Origin of the sequence: Massilia aurea (assembly GCF_040790145.1) — a bacterium.
GTDB classification, from domain to species: domain Bacteria; phylum Pseudomonadota; class Gammaproteobacteria; order Burkholderiales; family Burkholderiaceae_D; genus Telluria; species Telluria aurea_C.
Genome location: NZ_JBFMMP010000015.1, coordinates 76,364 through 90,698 on the forward strand (window position 1 = coordinate 76,364; position 14,335 = coordinate 90,698).

Consider the following 14,335-nt stretch of genomic DNA (forward strand, 5'->3'; position numbering starts at 1 on the left):
TATTTAAAACCGGGAATTCGTCGGGGGCAGTCGATAATGAAACCGATGTGGTCACTCATCGCATAATCATGCACGCTATCAACCTACAGTCCGATCGCGTGTATGGATCGATCAACGGAAAGCTGACCGCGCATCTGGCACTCATTTTTTTATTTCCCGGCTTCTTCTTTTATCAGACATTGTTGGGCGTGGGGGTGATTCGCGCCTATCTGGGCGGCTATTTTTCCGTCGTGGCTTTTGCTTTTCTACTGCCGCTGCTCTGGTATTATTTCGCGGCCGTGAAATTAAATAGAAGTTTTTTTCAAAAAACGGACTTTTATTTCATCTTGTTCGCTGCTTACTATTCCAGTGTACTGGCAGCGAACTATGCGGGTGGCTCGCATGCATCGATTGTGCAACGGTACGCCTTGGTCCTGATTTTCAGCGTGGACGTCTATACCATTTTCAGGCTGATCGATCTGCGCGACCGGTTGTTCATCCTGTCCGCGACAGTCTCATTGCTGCTCATGTCGGCCATCACCTTTTACTTTTCGATCGACGGCTTCTTTTATCTGCGCTCGCTCGACGAGGCGAGAAATCCGGAGAGCCTGGCGACTTACCAGGGCTTCGCCCGTTCGTATATCTTCACTTTCCTCGTCGTGGTCGCGATCATCCAATCGGTGGGCGGCCGCTTTCTGCTGTACGGCCTGGCGGTTGCGAGCCTGTTTCTCAATGGCGCGCGCAGTGAATTCTCGGCGGTGCTGTTCATTGTCCCGATCATCGAGCTGTATCACACGAGGTACAAGCTGTACCTCGTGACGCTGGCGTTCTTCCTGGCAATATGGCTGGCAGCAAACGCCGATGCCATCCTTGGCATGCTGCCGGAAACAAGGATCTTGCAGTTATTCGATTTGTCGCATTCAAGTTCCGGCGAGGCCCGTGAGCAACTGTCGACCGACGCATGGCGCACGATTACCCAACACCCCATTCTCGGCGATTTTGGCAGTTACCCCGATGGGCACTATGCACACAATATACTGTGCGGCTGGGTCGACTTCGGACTGATCGGTGTCATTTTCTTTGTCGCGATGCTGCTCTTGCCAGCGGTGAGGCTGTTCATCAACGGATATTTCCTGAGAACGGCATCGCGTGAGTTTGTGCTGGCGTTCTCGTTCTGCTGCATTGCGATTCTGTGGGCGTTGACGGCCAAGGCTGTCCCGGATATGAGCTTCGGGGCCGCATTGGGTGCGTTCGCCCATTATCAGTACGTCACGCGAAACCGGGCTCCGGGCTGACCCGGCGCGGCTTGCCATCATGCCGACCCTTGCATGCAACCACACTGAATCATGATTATCTGGAAATCCATCATCGATATCGGCCATACCGCCATCATGCTGCCGCTGGCGGCGGCCATTGCAGGATGGTTGCTGGCTGCGGGCGCATGGAAGAGGGCGCTGGTATGGTGCGTCATGTTCGTTGCCGGCGTCAGCTTGGTGGCGTTCTCGAAAGTTGCCTTCCTTGGCTGGGCGACGGGCATACCGGCGCTTGGATTCAAGGCGCTCAGCGGCCACGTCCTATGTGCAAGCGTGGTGCTGCCCGTGTTCTGTCACGTCCTCGCACATCGGGCGCCGGCAGCCTGGCGCGCGGCTGCGGTCGGATCGGGCGTCGCGGCCAGCGTTGCACTGGGTATGCTGATCGTGTACTTCGATTTCCACACGGCGTCCGAAGCCATCGCCACGTTCATCCTGGGCATGGCGATCAGTCTTGGTTATCTGCAGACCGCCGGCACCATGCCGGCGCCACGGACCAATCGGGCGTCAATCCCATGCGGGATGCTGGTCTTCGCGCTGGTGTTTGCCCTCAAGCCATCCGTGATCAGCCACAAACTGGACGATGTCGCTTTGCACCTGTCAGGGCGGGAGCGCCCCGTTGCGTGGCCCAGCAACCTGGTGTGCAAGGCGCGCGCACCGTTGAAGGGGTAACGGCAGCGTTCGCCGCGCCTGGTGTGGGCCACGCGAACTCAATGCGTGACGCCGTCGCGGCGCACGACTTTCAATACCGTGCGCGCGATGATTCGCACGTCGAGCGCCAATGACTGGTGACGTACGTAGTACAGGTCCAAGGCCACCTTGTCCGGTATCGGCAACGTGTCGCGGCCGTTGATCTGCGCCCAGCCGGTCAGGCCCGGCCGCATCACGTGTACGCCGCCCTCGGTGCGCATCTGGATCAGGTTTTGCTGGTTGAACAGCGCTGGCCTTGGACCGACGATACTCATCTGGCCGCGCAGGATGCACCAGAGTTGCGGCAACTCATCCAGGCTGGATGTGCGCAGGAAACCACCAACGGGTGTCAGGCAGTAAGCGGGATCTTGTAGCAGGTGCGTGGCGACGACTTCGGTTCCCACGCGCATCGTACGTAATTTCGGCATTGCAAACAGCGTGTTGTTGCGGCCGACCCGATGCGACCAGTACAGTGCAGGGCCTTTCGAGGTCAGCTTTACCAGGATGGCAAGCAACAGCAGGGGAAGCAAGAAGATTGCCGCTGCCGCCAGGCCCAGCAACAGGTCGAGCACACGCTTGCTGACGCTGCGCAGCGTATGCGACCACGCCCGGCGCCCGGCGATCTCCGCGAACAGGTTGCCAAATAATTTTTTCCAAAAAAATTGAAGAGTAGACATGCGGACCTCATATGCTCATTGTCGTGCTCGTGCGGTTGCTCGGATCGGTTCTGGCGCCGCACGCGGCCAGAAAACGTTGTCCCAGCACCGGATAGGTCAGGTGCTCGAGCACGAACGCTTGTCCCCGCCGCCCCATGGCCGCGCGTTCTTCGTCGGGCAGGGCCAGCAGGACGCGGATTCCCTCGGCCACCGCATGGGCGTCGTCCGGCGCGACCGTGATGCCGCACGCGGCCTCACGTACCGGATCATTGCCAGCATCGACCGCGTGCAGGACCGGCCGGGCCGCCATCATGTAGTCCATGAGCTTGTTCGGGGCAATGCCAAACCGATACAGCGGATGCCGGTGCCAGCCGATGTAGGCGATGTCGAAGCATTGCAGCAGGGCAGGCACCCGGCTTTTTTCGACAGGCTCGAGAAAATGGAGGCTGTCCAGCCCTTCGCGAATGGCGCGCGCGTGCAGGCTGGCCTTGGCCGGCCCGCCGCCGACCAGCACGAACGCAACGTTCTCCCCGCGCATCAGCGCTGCGGCGGCCAGAACAGTCTCGAGCGCATTCGATACCCCATGGGTCCCGGCGTACCCGACGATGGCGATGCCCGCCTCGCGCAGCCCGCGCAACAGTGTCGCTGCCGCCTCGGGCAAGCCGGGGCTGTCACCACGCCATTCATCCGGATCAATCCCGTTGGGCACGAAGTGCAATTTCTCTGGATTGAGGCCGCGCGAGACCATGTAGTCGCGGACCTTGGGTAGCATCGATACCACGCTGTTGGCATGGCGGTAGGCGTAATCTTCGGCTTGCTGAACCAGCATGATGAATGGGTGCCACCTGGACATGCCGCCAAGTTCGATGGGCGACAACGGCCACAGATCATGCACCTCGAACAGCAACTGCGCGCCCGCCTGCTTCGCGATGCGGTGCGCCGGCCAGATATCCATCGGATAGGTGCTCGATGCGATGACCACGTCGGGCGTGATCGTGCGTGCAAGTTGATGCGCATTGCGATACAAGGCGGCGACAAACGCGCCCATATTGCGCACGCGCCCGACGCCATTGCCGTCATAGCCTGGCGTACGGAACCAGCTGTAATCGATGCCGTCGATGCGTTCATCGAGACGTGCCGCGCCCGTCAGCGCCGGCTGGATGGTCCGGATATGCGAGTGGTTTGCGGCAAGGATGTGGACCCGATGGCCAAGACGCACCCATTCGCGCGCCAGGTAGTAGGGGCGGTATGCCATGCCATGGCGCGGCGAGCCCGCGTAGTGATTGATCAGCAGGATATTCATTCAGGGATCCGGTATCTGGCGAGGTTCAGTGATGGTCAGTGGTGTTCAGCGACGTTCAGTCCTTGTTCGCAGTAACAGGCCCTGGTACTGGCTCCCCGGTCTGCGGCGACTGGGGTTCAGGGGGGGCCGCGCCGTGCAGATGGCGCCGAGCGCCAATACCGGCAGCTGGGGAGTCGTCCTGCAGGCGGTAGTCGCCGGCGCCGTTGTTCTGGTAATCGACAAACTGGGGATCGGCAGAAATCGTGCCGGTGACCAGACCCTGCACGCGCCAATCGGTGTCGTTGGCATGGACGAGATTATTGACATACCGGTTGTCGGTGCCGACCTGGCCCATCTCGGTGATGCCGTAGCCATTGCGATAGACAATGTTGTTGGCCACGTAGTTGTGACTGGTGCCGGCGCTGGACGCGCCGCTGTCGCCTTGACCGATCACGATGCCCACCTTTGAGTTGAAGATGGTGTTGTTGACGATCGTGGCGGCCGTCGCGCCATGCCAGCTGTTGATGCCGACCGAGGCGACACCCGAGATGACGTTGTTGGACACCCGGGCGTTCTGGTTGGTGACATAGATGCCCTGCACGGTGTTGCAGGTGCGCCCCGCAAGCCATTGCACGCCGATATTGCGCACCACGTTCGAATCGATGACGGCGCCGCCTGCCGGTCCCCAGGCATCGATCGCCGCGCCGCCGCTGCCGTTGCAGCCGCCACTGATGGCCAGGTCATGGATGACGTTATTGGTGATGGTTGCATGACCACCCTCGGCCAGGATGCCAATGCGCCCGGCGCCGGAAATGTCGAAGCCGTCGATATCGACATGGGTGCCCTTTGAATGCCATGCCATGCCGGCGCCCGAAAATATGATCCTGGCGCCCCATTTGATGTCGGAGACGAATTTGATGCGGGCGGTGGGCGTGCCGTTCTTGGTGGTGCGGATGCCCGCGCTGCGGAGCAATGGCGCGACTATCCGGTAGACACCAGGGGCCACGTGGATGGTCGCGCCGGGAGTCGCCACGGCGTCGGCCTGTGCGATGGTCGCGAACGGGGCATTCCGGGTTCCCGGGTTGGTGTCGGCGCCGACGGTCGATACGTAGAGATGGTTGCTGCTGGTGCTGGCGCAGGATGTGACGGCCAGGTGCAGGATGGCGCACAGCAGAACCTGGAGTGAGAACAGCGTCACCCGCGGCGGCGCGCCGTGCCCGGCGTGCGACTGGCCAGAACGGGCCGTTCGCAGCGAACTGGCTGGCGTAGATGGATGTATTTGGCGTGTCATGGGCGATCTCGAGAGCGTCAGAGGGCATCCGGCGTGGGCACTGGCCATGCGGCCTACCAGACCAACCCTTCGTAAAAGCGGTAAAGATTGTCTTTGGTATTGGCGCTCCAGTTGGTCTCAACCTGGCGTGGATGGGTGACCAGGCAGATGCGGCGATGGCCATGGATCGCGTCCACAGGCGCGCTCGGGTAGTAGTACTGCGGCGCGGGGCGGTCGGAGATGTAGATGTCGAACTGGTCGAGCAGCGCGCGGTCATAGGCTTCGTGGACGATGCCGCAGGCGGCGCGCAATTGTGCATCGTCGAGAATTTCGGTATTGGTCACTTTGAGACGGCGATTAACGAAGTCGCCATGGCTGGCGACGGTGTGCAGCTTGGTGCCGAGGCGTCCTTCGATGTACGAGAAATTGGCGCGAAATCTCGCACGGATTTCTGGCATTCGTCCGCGCAGCGTGGCGGCGTCCTTGATCCTGTTCTCTTTGGCGTATGTCGCCAGTTCTTCGTAGTGGTAGCTCGCTTCGCTGCCGTATTCCTCGATCTCGCGCATCAGGTGAAAGTCCAGCGTGGAGAGCCGGAAATAGAAACTCGAATGGATGCCGTGCTTTTTCTCGAGATCGAACAGTTTGCGCGTAGTGCGCAGGTCGGTGTCGATATCGTGGCGATGGACGAGCACCCGCTCTGGCAAGCTGCGGCCATCGCGCACCAGGTCGGTGTAGCCGCGCACGGACGTCTGCGTGTAGCCAGCCTGATGCGCCTGGCGCACCACAGCTTCGTAGGCGGCGAGCTGGGACGGCATCAGATAGTCGCAATACAGGCGACCGAATAGGGTAGTCATTGGATGGAATATTTTGCGCGATAAGGTTTGAAGCCGAGCATGTTCTTGAATGCCTTCAAGCCGGGGCTCGCGCCGAAGTAGGTGTCGTACATGAGGTAATCGTAGGTGCGCGCTTCGATCAGTCGCTTGATGATTTCGGCCACCATCAGGTGCATGATGCCGTCGTTGTTACGCACGCCGATCACCCGGTTGAAGGCGGCGAAGTTGCCGAAGAAGGCCACCTCGCCGTAGCCCATCAATTTGCCATTCGCGTTGACGACGCCGTAACACTTGAAATTGACCTCGGAGTGGTAACTGGTCTTCTTGTTGCGATAATCGGGGTCCATCGGCCTACCCTGGCGGATGTCGACCGAGGTGTTGATCTCGAAGATGTCGTCGATGAATTCGTTGCGGTCGATCTCGATGACCGCGTAGCCCTTGCCTTTGGCGCGCTTGACGTAACGGCCAACATCCTTGCGCGCCTTCAGCACTTGCGCGTAGTCGTCGCTGCTGGGAAACCGGGTCAGGTCGACCAGGGCCGCGCCCACCGATTTGTTCTGGAAAAGCTTGTAGCGCGGATGGCGCTTGGTGTAATAGCGGTAGGTCTTTTCGACGTTCTCGGGATTGAGGACGAGATGGAACTGCAGCCGCACCACCGGCAGCCGGGCGATGGCCAGTACCTGGTTAAACAGTTGCGATAGCTTGTTTGGCATGTGAGCGTGCTCCGTAGAATTCGGTCAGGCGCCTCGCCTCGGCGGCCCAGTTGTACCTGGCCCGCACCGCGTGGCGGCCGCGTTCGCCCATGGTCTGCGCGACGTCGGGGTGCGCCACGAGATAGTCGATGGCGGCCGCGATGGCGCCCGCATCGTGCGGATCGACGCAGATGCCGCACCCATTGCCTTCGATGATTTCGCGCCACAACGGGAAGTTCGAGGCGATCACGGGAATGCCTGCTGACATGTATTCGAACATCTTGGTCGGCAGGGAGTCGACGTGGTTTGGCAGCGGCAACAGCGTAACCAGCCCTGCAACCGAATGCGCCAGCAGGCCGCGCACCCCGGCGCGATCGAGAACACCGAGGTCGGCGACGCGCTGCCAGCCCGGATGGGCGCGGACATGCGCCTCGGCCGCCGGGTCAAAGAACTGGCCGGCCAACTGCAGGCGGGCGCCCGACTTGAGCAGCGTGGCGGCCTGGACTATGTGACGGATGCCACGGATGCCGCTGATGGCGCCGACGTAGCAGACCTGCGGGCGTTTCATCGACCACGGCACGCTGGCATCGAACTCGCCCAGGATGGGAAAATTGTTGATGGCGACCGTGACCGGGTTGATGCCCAGGTACAGGTCGCGAATGCTGGGTGTGGCCGCGATGATGCCGTCGAAACGGGCGCAGGCGAAACGTTCGTAAGCGGAAAACAGGGCCGGCAGCACACGGCGCGACAGCGGGTCGAAATACGGCTTGCCCACCAGCTGGCGCGCGGTGTCTTCGTGGGCATCGAAGATGACGGTCTTGCCCAGGCGTTTGAGCTTGAGCCCGACCGGTATCAATTCGGGGTCGTGGAACTGGTAGATGGCAGCGTCGAGTGCGACAGCTTGCGCGAACACGCGCCGGGTGGTCTTGAAGATGCGGTTGAGCCGCCCCGGCAGATGGCCCGCGTCGACGATGGCGACCCCATCGGTATGGGCGTTGCCTTTGCCGTCGGCCACCACCAGCGTGACGTCATAGCCCTGCGCCGCGAGCGTGCGGCACTCTTTGATGAAGATGCGAATGTCGTTGCGCGGGTGGGCAGACGTGAGATGAACGACCTTGCACATGGAAGAAAACCTATCGTTGAGCTTGCTGCTGCCCGTAGTGGACGGGGGCTGGATATGTTCGACCGCTCCGTGCGGTTGACGTCGGCCGACGTTGCACATCAACTGATGACCGTCAAGCCGGACGACATTTGTCTGCAATGTCTATCGCTTCACTCCAGCAGTTCGACGGCCTCCACGCCACGCGATTGCGCCGGTTTCGTCGCGCGCAGCAGGCTCTGGGCGACATGGCGGGCGTCGGGCGCCGCCAGGTAAGGTCCCATCGGCAGGCTCAGTACACGCGCGGCCATCGCCTCGGTCACCGGGTAACGCGCGCCGGGCGCCAGGTGTGCATAGGCGGGCTGCTGGTGCATCGGCAGCGGGTAGTGCACGGCGGTCGGGATGCCGGCGGCGTCCAGGACGGCGCGAACCTGATCGCGCCCTTCGACCAGCACGGTGTACTGGGCATGAACGCTGGTACGGTCGGACCGGCATGCAACGAGCGGCAGGTGGGGATACAGCATTTCGTCGTACGCGGCCGCGACGCGGCGCCGCTGCTTGAGCTCCCAATCGAAGCGTTCGAGCTTGGCCAGCGCGATCGCGCATTGCAGCGTGTCCATGCGCCCGCCAACGCCGAGGCGGGTATGCACATAGCGGCGCGACTGGCCGTGTACGCGGATCTCGCGCATCGCGCCGGCGAGCAGGTCGTCGCTCGTGAACAGGGCGCCGCCATCGCCGTAGCAGCCGAGAGGCTTGCTCGGGAAAAAGCTGGTGCAGCCGATCGTCGACAGATTGCCGCTCTGGCGGCCCCGATAGGTGGCGCCGAAACTCTGCGCGCCATCTTCGATCACCGCCAGGCCATGGCGGGCAGCGACGCTGTTGATGGCGTCCATGTCGGGCGGCTGGCCGTACAGCGAGACCGGGATGATGGCGCGTGTCGCTGGCGTGATGGCGTCTTCGATCAGGCGTGGATCGAGATTGCAGGTGGTGCGCTCGATGTCGACGAACACCGGCCTGGCGCCCACCAGAAGTATCGCTTCGGCGGTGGCGATGAAGGAAAACGGCGTGGTGATGACCTCGTTGCCAGGCCCGACGCCCAGCGCCATCAGGGCGATCACCAGGGCCTCGGTGCCGGACGCCACGGTGATGCAATGGCGCGCGCCGGTATAGTCGGCCAGACGCTGCTCGAGCTCGGCGACTTCAGGGCCCATGATGTACTGGCCGTGGTCGAGCACGGCCTGGATGCGGTTGTTGATCACGTTGCGCGACGTGTCGTATTGCGATTTCAGGTCGATGAATTCCATGATCTATCCTTGTTCACGGGTGGTTGCGACGCAGGCGCCGTCGCGCAGGACGTATAGCTCGCCGGTGTCGGGGCAGCGCGCTTCGCCGTCGCCCTCGAGCGGCAGGGCCAGGCGTTCACCGGCGCGGCTGATCCAGCCGATCTGGCGCGCCGGCACACCGGCGACCAGCGCGAACGGGGCGATATCCCGGTTGACGACAGCGCCAGCGCCGACGAAGGCATGGGCGCCGATCGTCACACCGCAGACGATGGTGGCGTTGGCGCCGATCGTGGCGCCGCGGCGCACCAGCGTGCGGCGGTATTCGTGCTTGCGCGCGACCGCCGCGCGGGGGTTGTAGACATTGGTAAATACCATGCTGGGCCCGCAGAACACGTCGTCCTCGAGCGTGACGGCGTCGTAGATGGAGACATTGTTCTGGACCTTGACGCGTGCACCGATGGTCACGTCATTGCCGACATACACGTTCTGGCCCAGCGAGCAATCGGCGCCAATGCGCGCGCCGGCGCAGACATGCGCGAAGTGCCACACATGGCTGCCGTCGCCGAGCGTGGCGCCGCAGTCGACGATGGCGCTGGCATGGATGACGACGGCCACGATCAGTACTCCAGCGGCAGTGCGACGCGCTTGCCGTCGCGCGCCGAGCGGTAGGCCGCCACCAGCACTTCGAGCGATTTCAAGCCTTCGCGCCCGTCGGTCTCGGGTTCGGCTTCGCCGCGCAGCACCTTGATGACGTTGTCGTAGTACAGCGGGTGGCCAAAGCCATAGACCGACGTGGTCTGGTAGCTGGCGTCCTTGACGAGCGCGTCGTCCGGGTCGGGCGTGGCGAAGTCCCAGTGCTGCACCTCGTTGACGGCCACGCCGCCGATGCGCACCGTGCCGTGTTCGCCGAGGATGGTGATCGAGCCTTCCAGGTTGCGCGGCCAAGTCAGCATCGTGACGTTCAGCGAGCCCAGTGCGCCGTTGCGCCAGCGCAGGCTGATCACGCCGGTGTCTTCGACTTCGATGTCGCGCGCCAGCGTGGCCGTGTAGGCTTGCAGGCTTTCGACCGGGCCGACGATCCAGTCGACCAGGTCGACGTAGTGGCTGGCCTGGTTCATGAAGGCGCCGCCATCGTATTCCCAGGTGCCGCGCCAGCGGGCGCTGGTGTAGTACTCGGGCGGGCGTGACCAGAACACGTTCAGGTTGACCATATAGATGCGCCCGAAGCGCTTTTTCTCGACCGCACGCTTGAGCAGTTGCAGCGTGGCGTTGCGCCGGTTCTGCTTGACGACGAACAGGCGCACGCCCGCATCGTCGGCCGCGGCGACCATGCGCTTGCCGTCTTCCCAGCGCGTGGCCATCGGCTTTTCGGTGATCACGTGGCGCCCGGCCTGCGCGATGCGGATCGCCTGGGCCGGGTGCAGGCCGGACGGTGTGGCCAGCACGAACGCGTCGGCCTCGACCTTCGTGAGCATCTGCTCGAGATTGACGTAAGGCCGCGCACCGGTAGTGTTGGCGGCTTCTTCGCGGGCGCGCGGGTCGACGTCGCACACCCCGACCAGCTCGCAGCGCCCGGCATGCTCGCGCATGGCCTGCATGTGGTTTTGTGCGATGCGGCCGCAGCCGACCAGGGCGAAGCGGATCTTGCGGTCGAGGATAGGGGGAGGGTAATGGCGCATGGGGTCTCCGGTAAGTGGCCGCGTCAAGCCTGCACGACGTTCGGCAGGCGGTTCGGGTAGATGCCGCGCGTATCGACGATGAGGTTGGCGTATTGGCGCACCAGCTCGTAATCGAAGGCGCTGTGGCCGGTGGCCAGCAGCACCACGTCATATGACGCGAGCGACGACGGCGTGAGTTCGACGCTGACGAGCTCGAAGCGGTGTTCGCGCATGCGCGGGAACACCGGCACGTGGGGGTCGGAATACTCGACCGCCGCGCCGCGTGCGCGCAATAGCTCCATCAGCGCCACCGAGGGCGACTCGCGCATGTCTTCGACGTCTTTTTTGTAGGCGATGCCCAGCACCAGGATGCGGCTGCCCATCACGGCGCGGCCACGGGTGTTGAGGGCGTCGGCGACTTTGGCGATGACCCAGGCTGGCATGTCGCTGTTGATTTCGCCGGCCAGTTCGATGAACCGGGTGTGCAGGCCGAACTGGCGCGCCTTCCAGGTGAGATAGAACGGGTCGATCGGGATGCAGTGCCCGCCCAGCCCCGGGCCGGGATAGTAGGCGGTGAAGCCGAACGGCTTGGTGGCGGCGGCCCGGATGACCTCGTGGATATCGATCCCCATGCGGTCGGCGATGATTTTCATTTCGTTGACCAGGCCGATGTTGACGGCGCGGTGGATGTTCTCGAGCAGCTTGGTCAGTTCGGCCGCGCGCGTCGAGCTGACCGGGACCACGGTATCGATCGCCTGCCGGTACAGGGCCAGCCCGGCTTCGAGGCAGGCATCGGTCGTGCCGCCGCAGATCTTGGGGATGGTGCGCGTGTTGAAGTCGGGGTTGCCCGGGTCTTCGCGTTCGGGCGAGAACACGAGGAACACGTCGTGGCCGACGCGCAGGCCGCGCGCTTCCAGGCGCGGCCGCAGTTCTTCTTCGGTGGTGCCGGGATAGGTGGTGCTTTCGAGCGAGAGCAACTGGCCGGGCCGCATATGGGGCAGCAGCGACTCGACGGTGCCGATCACGTACGAGAGGTCGGGTTCGCGGTACGCAGTCAGTGGCGTCGGGACGCAGATGATCAGCGCATCGGCTTCGACCACGCGCGAAAAATCGCTGCTGGCGACCAGGCCGCTGGCGCGCGCCGCCTCGATCGCCGCGCCCTTGATGTGGGCGATGTAGCTCTCGCCACGGTTGAGCTGGTTGACCTTGTCGGCGTCGATGTCGATTCCCAGCACGTGAAAGCCTTCTGCCGCGAAGCGTAGCGCAAGCGGCAGCCCGACGTAGCCAAGGCCGATGATGCCGATCACGGCGTGGCGGTCGCGTAGCCTGGCCAGCAGCTGCTCCAGGTGAACTGATTGGTTCTCGTCTCGCATGGGTTCCTCGACAGTGGCAGTGACGGTTACAGTGACAGTGAAAAAGACAAGGACAACGACAATGACAAAGGGGCTGACTGGTCGGCACGCCGCGGCGCGCCTGCGCCGCTGTCCTGGCCGGGGTACATCGTCGGCGTGATCAGATTCGGAACGGCACGAACTTGCGGCCCAGGCCCGCCGGCGCCGGGGCGGGCGTCTCTGGCGTCTCCGGCGGCGGCTGCGGCAGGGGCGGCGGGGGCGACGGCAGGTACTCGGACACGATCGCCTTGACCATCGATTCGATCGGCCCGCGTTCGTGGGTGTCGCAGGCCATCATCAGGCAGGTGATGCAGGTTTCGAGCACGCTGGGGCGCAGTGCACTTTCTTTCATGCGCATGATGCGCGGGTGTTCGCTCGGGAAGACGGTGCCTTCGGTGAGCAGTTCTTCGTGCAGTTTTTCGCCGGGGAACAGGCCGACGAACTGGATAGCGATGTCGCCGCGCGGCAGTTGCAGGGTGCGTTCGCTCAGGCCGTGCATCGCGATCATGGTGCGCGCCAGGTCGACGATGCGGACCGGCTCGCCCATATCGAGCACGAACACGTCGCCGCCTTTGGCCATGGCGCCGGCCTGGATCACGAGCTGGGCCGCCTCGGGGATCAGCATGAAGTAGCGCGTGACGTCGGGATGGGTGATGGTGATGGGCCCACCGCGCGCGATCTGGCGCTGGAACAGCGGAATGACGGAGCCGGATGAGCCGAGCACATTACCGAAGCGAACCATGCAGAAGGTGGTGCCGGCATTGGCACCCTTGTTGCTGCCGGCGATAGTCCCGGGCGCGCCACGGTCTGTGGCGCTCGCCCCGCCACGCGCGGCGGCGGCCTGGAAGATGAGTTCGGCAATGCGCTTGCTGGCGCCCATGATGTTGGTCGGGCGCACCGCCTTGTCGCTGGAGATCAGCACGCAGGTCTGCACTGCGTGGCGCGCTGCGCCGGCGGCGATGATTTGCGCGCCCAGGACATTGTTGCGCAAGCCTTCGACGATATTGCTTTCGACCAGCGGCACGTGCTTGTAGGCGGCGGCGTGATAAATGGTGTCGATGCCACCGCCGGCCAGCACACGCTCGATCAGGTCGGCGTTGCAGACCGAACCCAGGTGGGCGTGGATGGGCAGGGCGGGAAAGCGCGCCGCGAGTTCTTGGCGGATGGTGTAGAGCGCGTATTCGGAGTGGTCGATCAGGTGCAGGCGGGCGGGACTGAGCGTGACGATCTGGCGGCACAGTTCGGCGCCGATGGAGCCCCCGGCGCCGGTGACAAGCACACCCTTGCCGCGCACGCAGCGGGCGAACAGGTCGAGGCGGGGCGGCACCGGCGGGCGGCCAAGAAGGTCTTCGAATTTGATCTCGCGGATCGCGTCGCGCAGACCCGTCTTGTCGTCGGCCTTGTCGTCGGCCAGGTCGACCAGGCGCGTGAGGATCTTGATGGTCAGCCCGGCCTGGCCCAGGCGCTGCATCAGCTCGCGCAGGCGTTCTGGCGCGACGGCGGGCAGCGCGATGACGATCGTGCGGATGCCCAGCGCGGCGCCCAGTTCGCTCAGGCGCGAGGTGTGGAACACGCGCAGTCCGGCCACGGTGCGGTCGTTCAGCGCCCGCTTGTCGTCGAAGAAGCACAGGGGGCGGTAGTCGTCGCCGTCGCGCATGGTCTGGGCCAGCCGCGCGCCGGCTTCGCCAGCCCCGAAGATGGCGATGGGGAGCGCGTTGTCGGCGCACGGCCCGCGCTGGCTGCGCAGGATCTTGCGCACGCCGATGCGCGACACCACGACATACGAAAATGCGATGAACCAGTAAATCGCCAGCGCGCTGCGCGGAAAGCGCGCCTCATCGAGAATGAGCAGCGTGAGATAGGCACATAATATGGCGACGGCGAGCGCCAGGCCGGTCAGCGTTAATAAGCGGTGGTCGATGAAGCGAATGACGGCGCGGTACAAGTCGGATAGCCAGAATGCGCCGATGGTCAATATGGCGACCAGTAAATATGAATCGACGCCGAATTGATTTGCCAGATGTAAATCGCCGCCGCGCAATATCATTGCGATTAAAAAACAGATTGGCAGTGCAATCAGGTCTGCCATGATCGTGAGGCCAACCTTGGTCGTGCGATGCATCGAAATGATGCGTGCACAGAGCTGGCTGGACCGGCGGACACGTTGAATTGACATGGCAATCAGTTTCTCG

At 63.3% G+C, this 14,335-nt stretch carries 13 protein-coding genes; 2 read left to right on the forward strand and 11 right to left on the reverse strand.

The annotated features are described in order from the left end of the window. Positions 1–68: 68 nt before the first annotated feature. On the forward strand, positions 69–1,274 hold the full coding sequence (locus tag AB2N08_RS18470; RefSeq protein ID WP_367612354.1) for a hypothetical protein: 1,206 nt from the start codon (positions 69–71) through the stop codon (positions 1,272–1,274). Positions 1,275–1,325: 51 nt separating this feature from the next. Continuing rightward, positions 1,326–1,961 (forward strand): hypothetical protein, encoded by a 636-nt coding sequence (locus AB2N08_RS18475; RefSeq protein ID WP_367612355.1) that lies wholly within the window; start codon positions 1,326–1,328, stop codon positions 1,959–1,961. A gap of 38 nt (positions 1,962–1,999) precedes the next feature. On the opposite strand, the gene AB2N08_RS18480 is transcribed toward AB2N08_RS18475, so the two are convergent. The 11 genes from AB2N08_RS18480 to AB2N08_RS18530 form a co-directional block, all read right to left on the reverse strand. Further along, entirely contained in the window at positions 2,000–2,656 is a 657-nt protein-coding gene (locus AB2N08_RS18480) for a sugar transferase (RefSeq protein WP_367612356.1), read from the reverse strand. 7 nt (positions 2,657–2,663) lie between these two features. Further along, positions 2,664–3,938 (reverse strand): glycosyltransferase family 4 protein, encoded by a 1,275-nt coding sequence (locus AB2N08_RS18485; RefSeq protein ID WP_367612357.1) that lies wholly within the window; start codon positions 3,936–3,938, stop codon positions 2,664–2,666. A 55-nt stretch (positions 3,939–3,993) separates the two neighbouring features. Beyond that, positions 3,994–5,208 carry a DUF1565 domain-containing protein gene (locus AB2N08_RS18490; RefSeq protein ID WP_367612358.1) on the reverse strand — a complete coding sequence of 405 codons (1,215 nt, stop codon included), beginning with the start codon at positions 5,206–5,208 and terminating at the stop codon, positions 3,994–3,996. A 53-nt stretch (positions 5,209–5,261) separates the two neighbouring features. Next, positions 5,262–6,041 carry a hypothetical protein gene (locus AB2N08_RS18495; RefSeq protein ID WP_367612360.1) on the reverse strand — a complete coding sequence of 260 codons (780 nt, stop codon included), beginning with the start codon at positions 6,039–6,041 and terminating at the stop codon, positions 5,262–5,264. Further along, the gene (locus AB2N08_RS18500) at positions 6,038–6,733 is read right to left on the reverse strand and encodes a hypothetical protein (protein ID WP_367612361.1); all 696 of its coding nucleotides are present in this window, start codon (positions 6,731–6,733) and stop codon (positions 6,038–6,040) included. The genes AB2N08_RS18495 and AB2N08_RS18500 overlap by 4 nt, the downstream gene beginning before the upstream one ends. After that, complete coding sequence (locus tag AB2N08_RS18505; RefSeq protein WP_367612362.1) at positions 6,705–7,835, reverse strand: glycosyltransferase; 1,131 nt, start codon at positions 7,833–7,835, stop codon at positions 6,705–6,707. Before AB2N08_RS18505 ends, AB2N08_RS18500 begins: the two co-directional genes overlap by 29 nt. A 149-nt stretch (positions 7,836–7,984) precedes the next feature. Continuing rightward, positions 7,985–9,115 carry a DegT/DnrJ/EryC1/StrS family aminotransferase gene (locus AB2N08_RS18510; RefSeq protein ID WP_367612363.1) on the reverse strand — a complete coding sequence of 377 codons (1,131 nt, stop codon included), beginning with the start codon at positions 9,113–9,115 and terminating at the stop codon, positions 7,985–7,987. Positions 9,116–9,118: 3 nt separating this feature from the next. Continuing rightward, the gene (locus AB2N08_RS18515) at positions 9,119–9,709 is read right to left on the reverse strand and encodes an acyltransferase (RefSeq protein ID WP_367612364.1); all 591 of its coding nucleotides are present in this window, start codon (positions 9,707–9,709) and stop codon (positions 9,119–9,121) included. Between the two features lie 2 nt (positions 9,710–9,711). Further along, entirely contained in the window at positions 9,712–10,773 is a 1,062-nt protein-coding gene (locus AB2N08_RS18520) for a Gfo/Idh/MocA family protein (RefSeq protein WP_367612365.1), read from the reverse strand. A gap of 23 nt (positions 10,774–10,796) precedes the next feature. Next, positions 10,797–12,125: a nucleotide sugar dehydrogenase gene (locus AB2N08_RS18525; protein ID WP_367612366.1), complete on the reverse strand. Its 1,329-nt coding sequence runs from the start codon at positions 12,123–12,125 to the stop codon at positions 10,797–10,799. Between the two features lie 139 nt (positions 12,126–12,264). Continuing rightward, positions 12,265–14,265 carry a polysaccharide biosynthesis protein gene (locus tag AB2N08_RS18530; RefSeq protein ID WP_370662436.1) on the reverse strand — a complete coding sequence of 667 codons (2,001 nt, stop codon included), beginning with the start codon at positions 14,263–14,265 and terminating at the stop codon, positions 12,265–12,267. Between the last annotated feature and the right edge of the window lie 70 nt (positions 14,266–14,335).

Bases quoted from the DNA above. Each gene is read 5' to 3' on its own strand.
- AB2N08_RS18490 (WP_367612358.1), bottom strand. From the start codon at position 5,208: ATGACACGCCAAATACATCCATCTACGCCAGCCAGTTCGCTGCGAACG.
- AB2N08_RS18530 (WP_370662436.1), bottom strand. From the start codon at position 14,265: ATGCATCGCACGACCAAGGTTGGCCTCACGATCATGGCAGACCTGATT.
- AB2N08_RS18470 (WP_367612354.1), top strand. From the start codon at position 69: ATGCACGCTATCAACCTACAGTCCGATCGCGTGTATGGATCGATCAAC.
- AB2N08_RS18500 (WP_367612361.1), bottom strand. From the start codon at position 6,733: ATGCCAAACAAGCTATCGCAACTGTTTAACCAGGTACTGGCCATCGCC.
- AB2N08_RS18485 (WP_367612357.1), bottom strand. From the start codon at position 3,938: ATGAATATCCTGCTGATCAATCACTACGCGGGCTCGCCGCGCCATGGC.
- AB2N08_RS18495 (WP_367612360.1), bottom strand. From the start codon at position 6,041: ATGACTACCCTATTCGGTCGCCTGTATTGCGACTATCTGATGCCGTCC.
- AB2N08_RS18520 (WP_367612365.1), bottom strand. From the start codon at position 10,773: ATGCGCCATTACCCTCCCCCTATCCTCGACCGCAAGATCCGCTTCGCC.
- AB2N08_RS18475 (WP_367612355.1), top strand. From the start codon at position 1,326: ATGATTATCTGGAAATCCATCATCGATATCGGCCATACCGCCATCATG.
- AB2N08_RS18510 (WP_367612363.1), bottom strand. From the start codon at position 9,115: ATGGAATTCATCGACCTGAAATCGCAATACGACACGTCGCGCAACGTG.
- AB2N08_RS18505 (WP_367612362.1), bottom strand. From the start codon at position 7,835: ATGTGCAAGGTCGTTCATCTCACGTCTGCCCACCCGCGCAACGACATT.
- AB2N08_RS18480 (WP_367612356.1), bottom strand. From the start codon at position 2,656: ATGTCTACTCTTCAATTTTTTTGGAAAAAATTATTTGGCAACCTGTTC.
- AB2N08_RS18525 (WP_367612366.1), bottom strand. From the start codon at position 12,125: ATGCGAGACGAGAACCAATCAGTTCACCTGGAGCAGCTGCTGGCCAGG.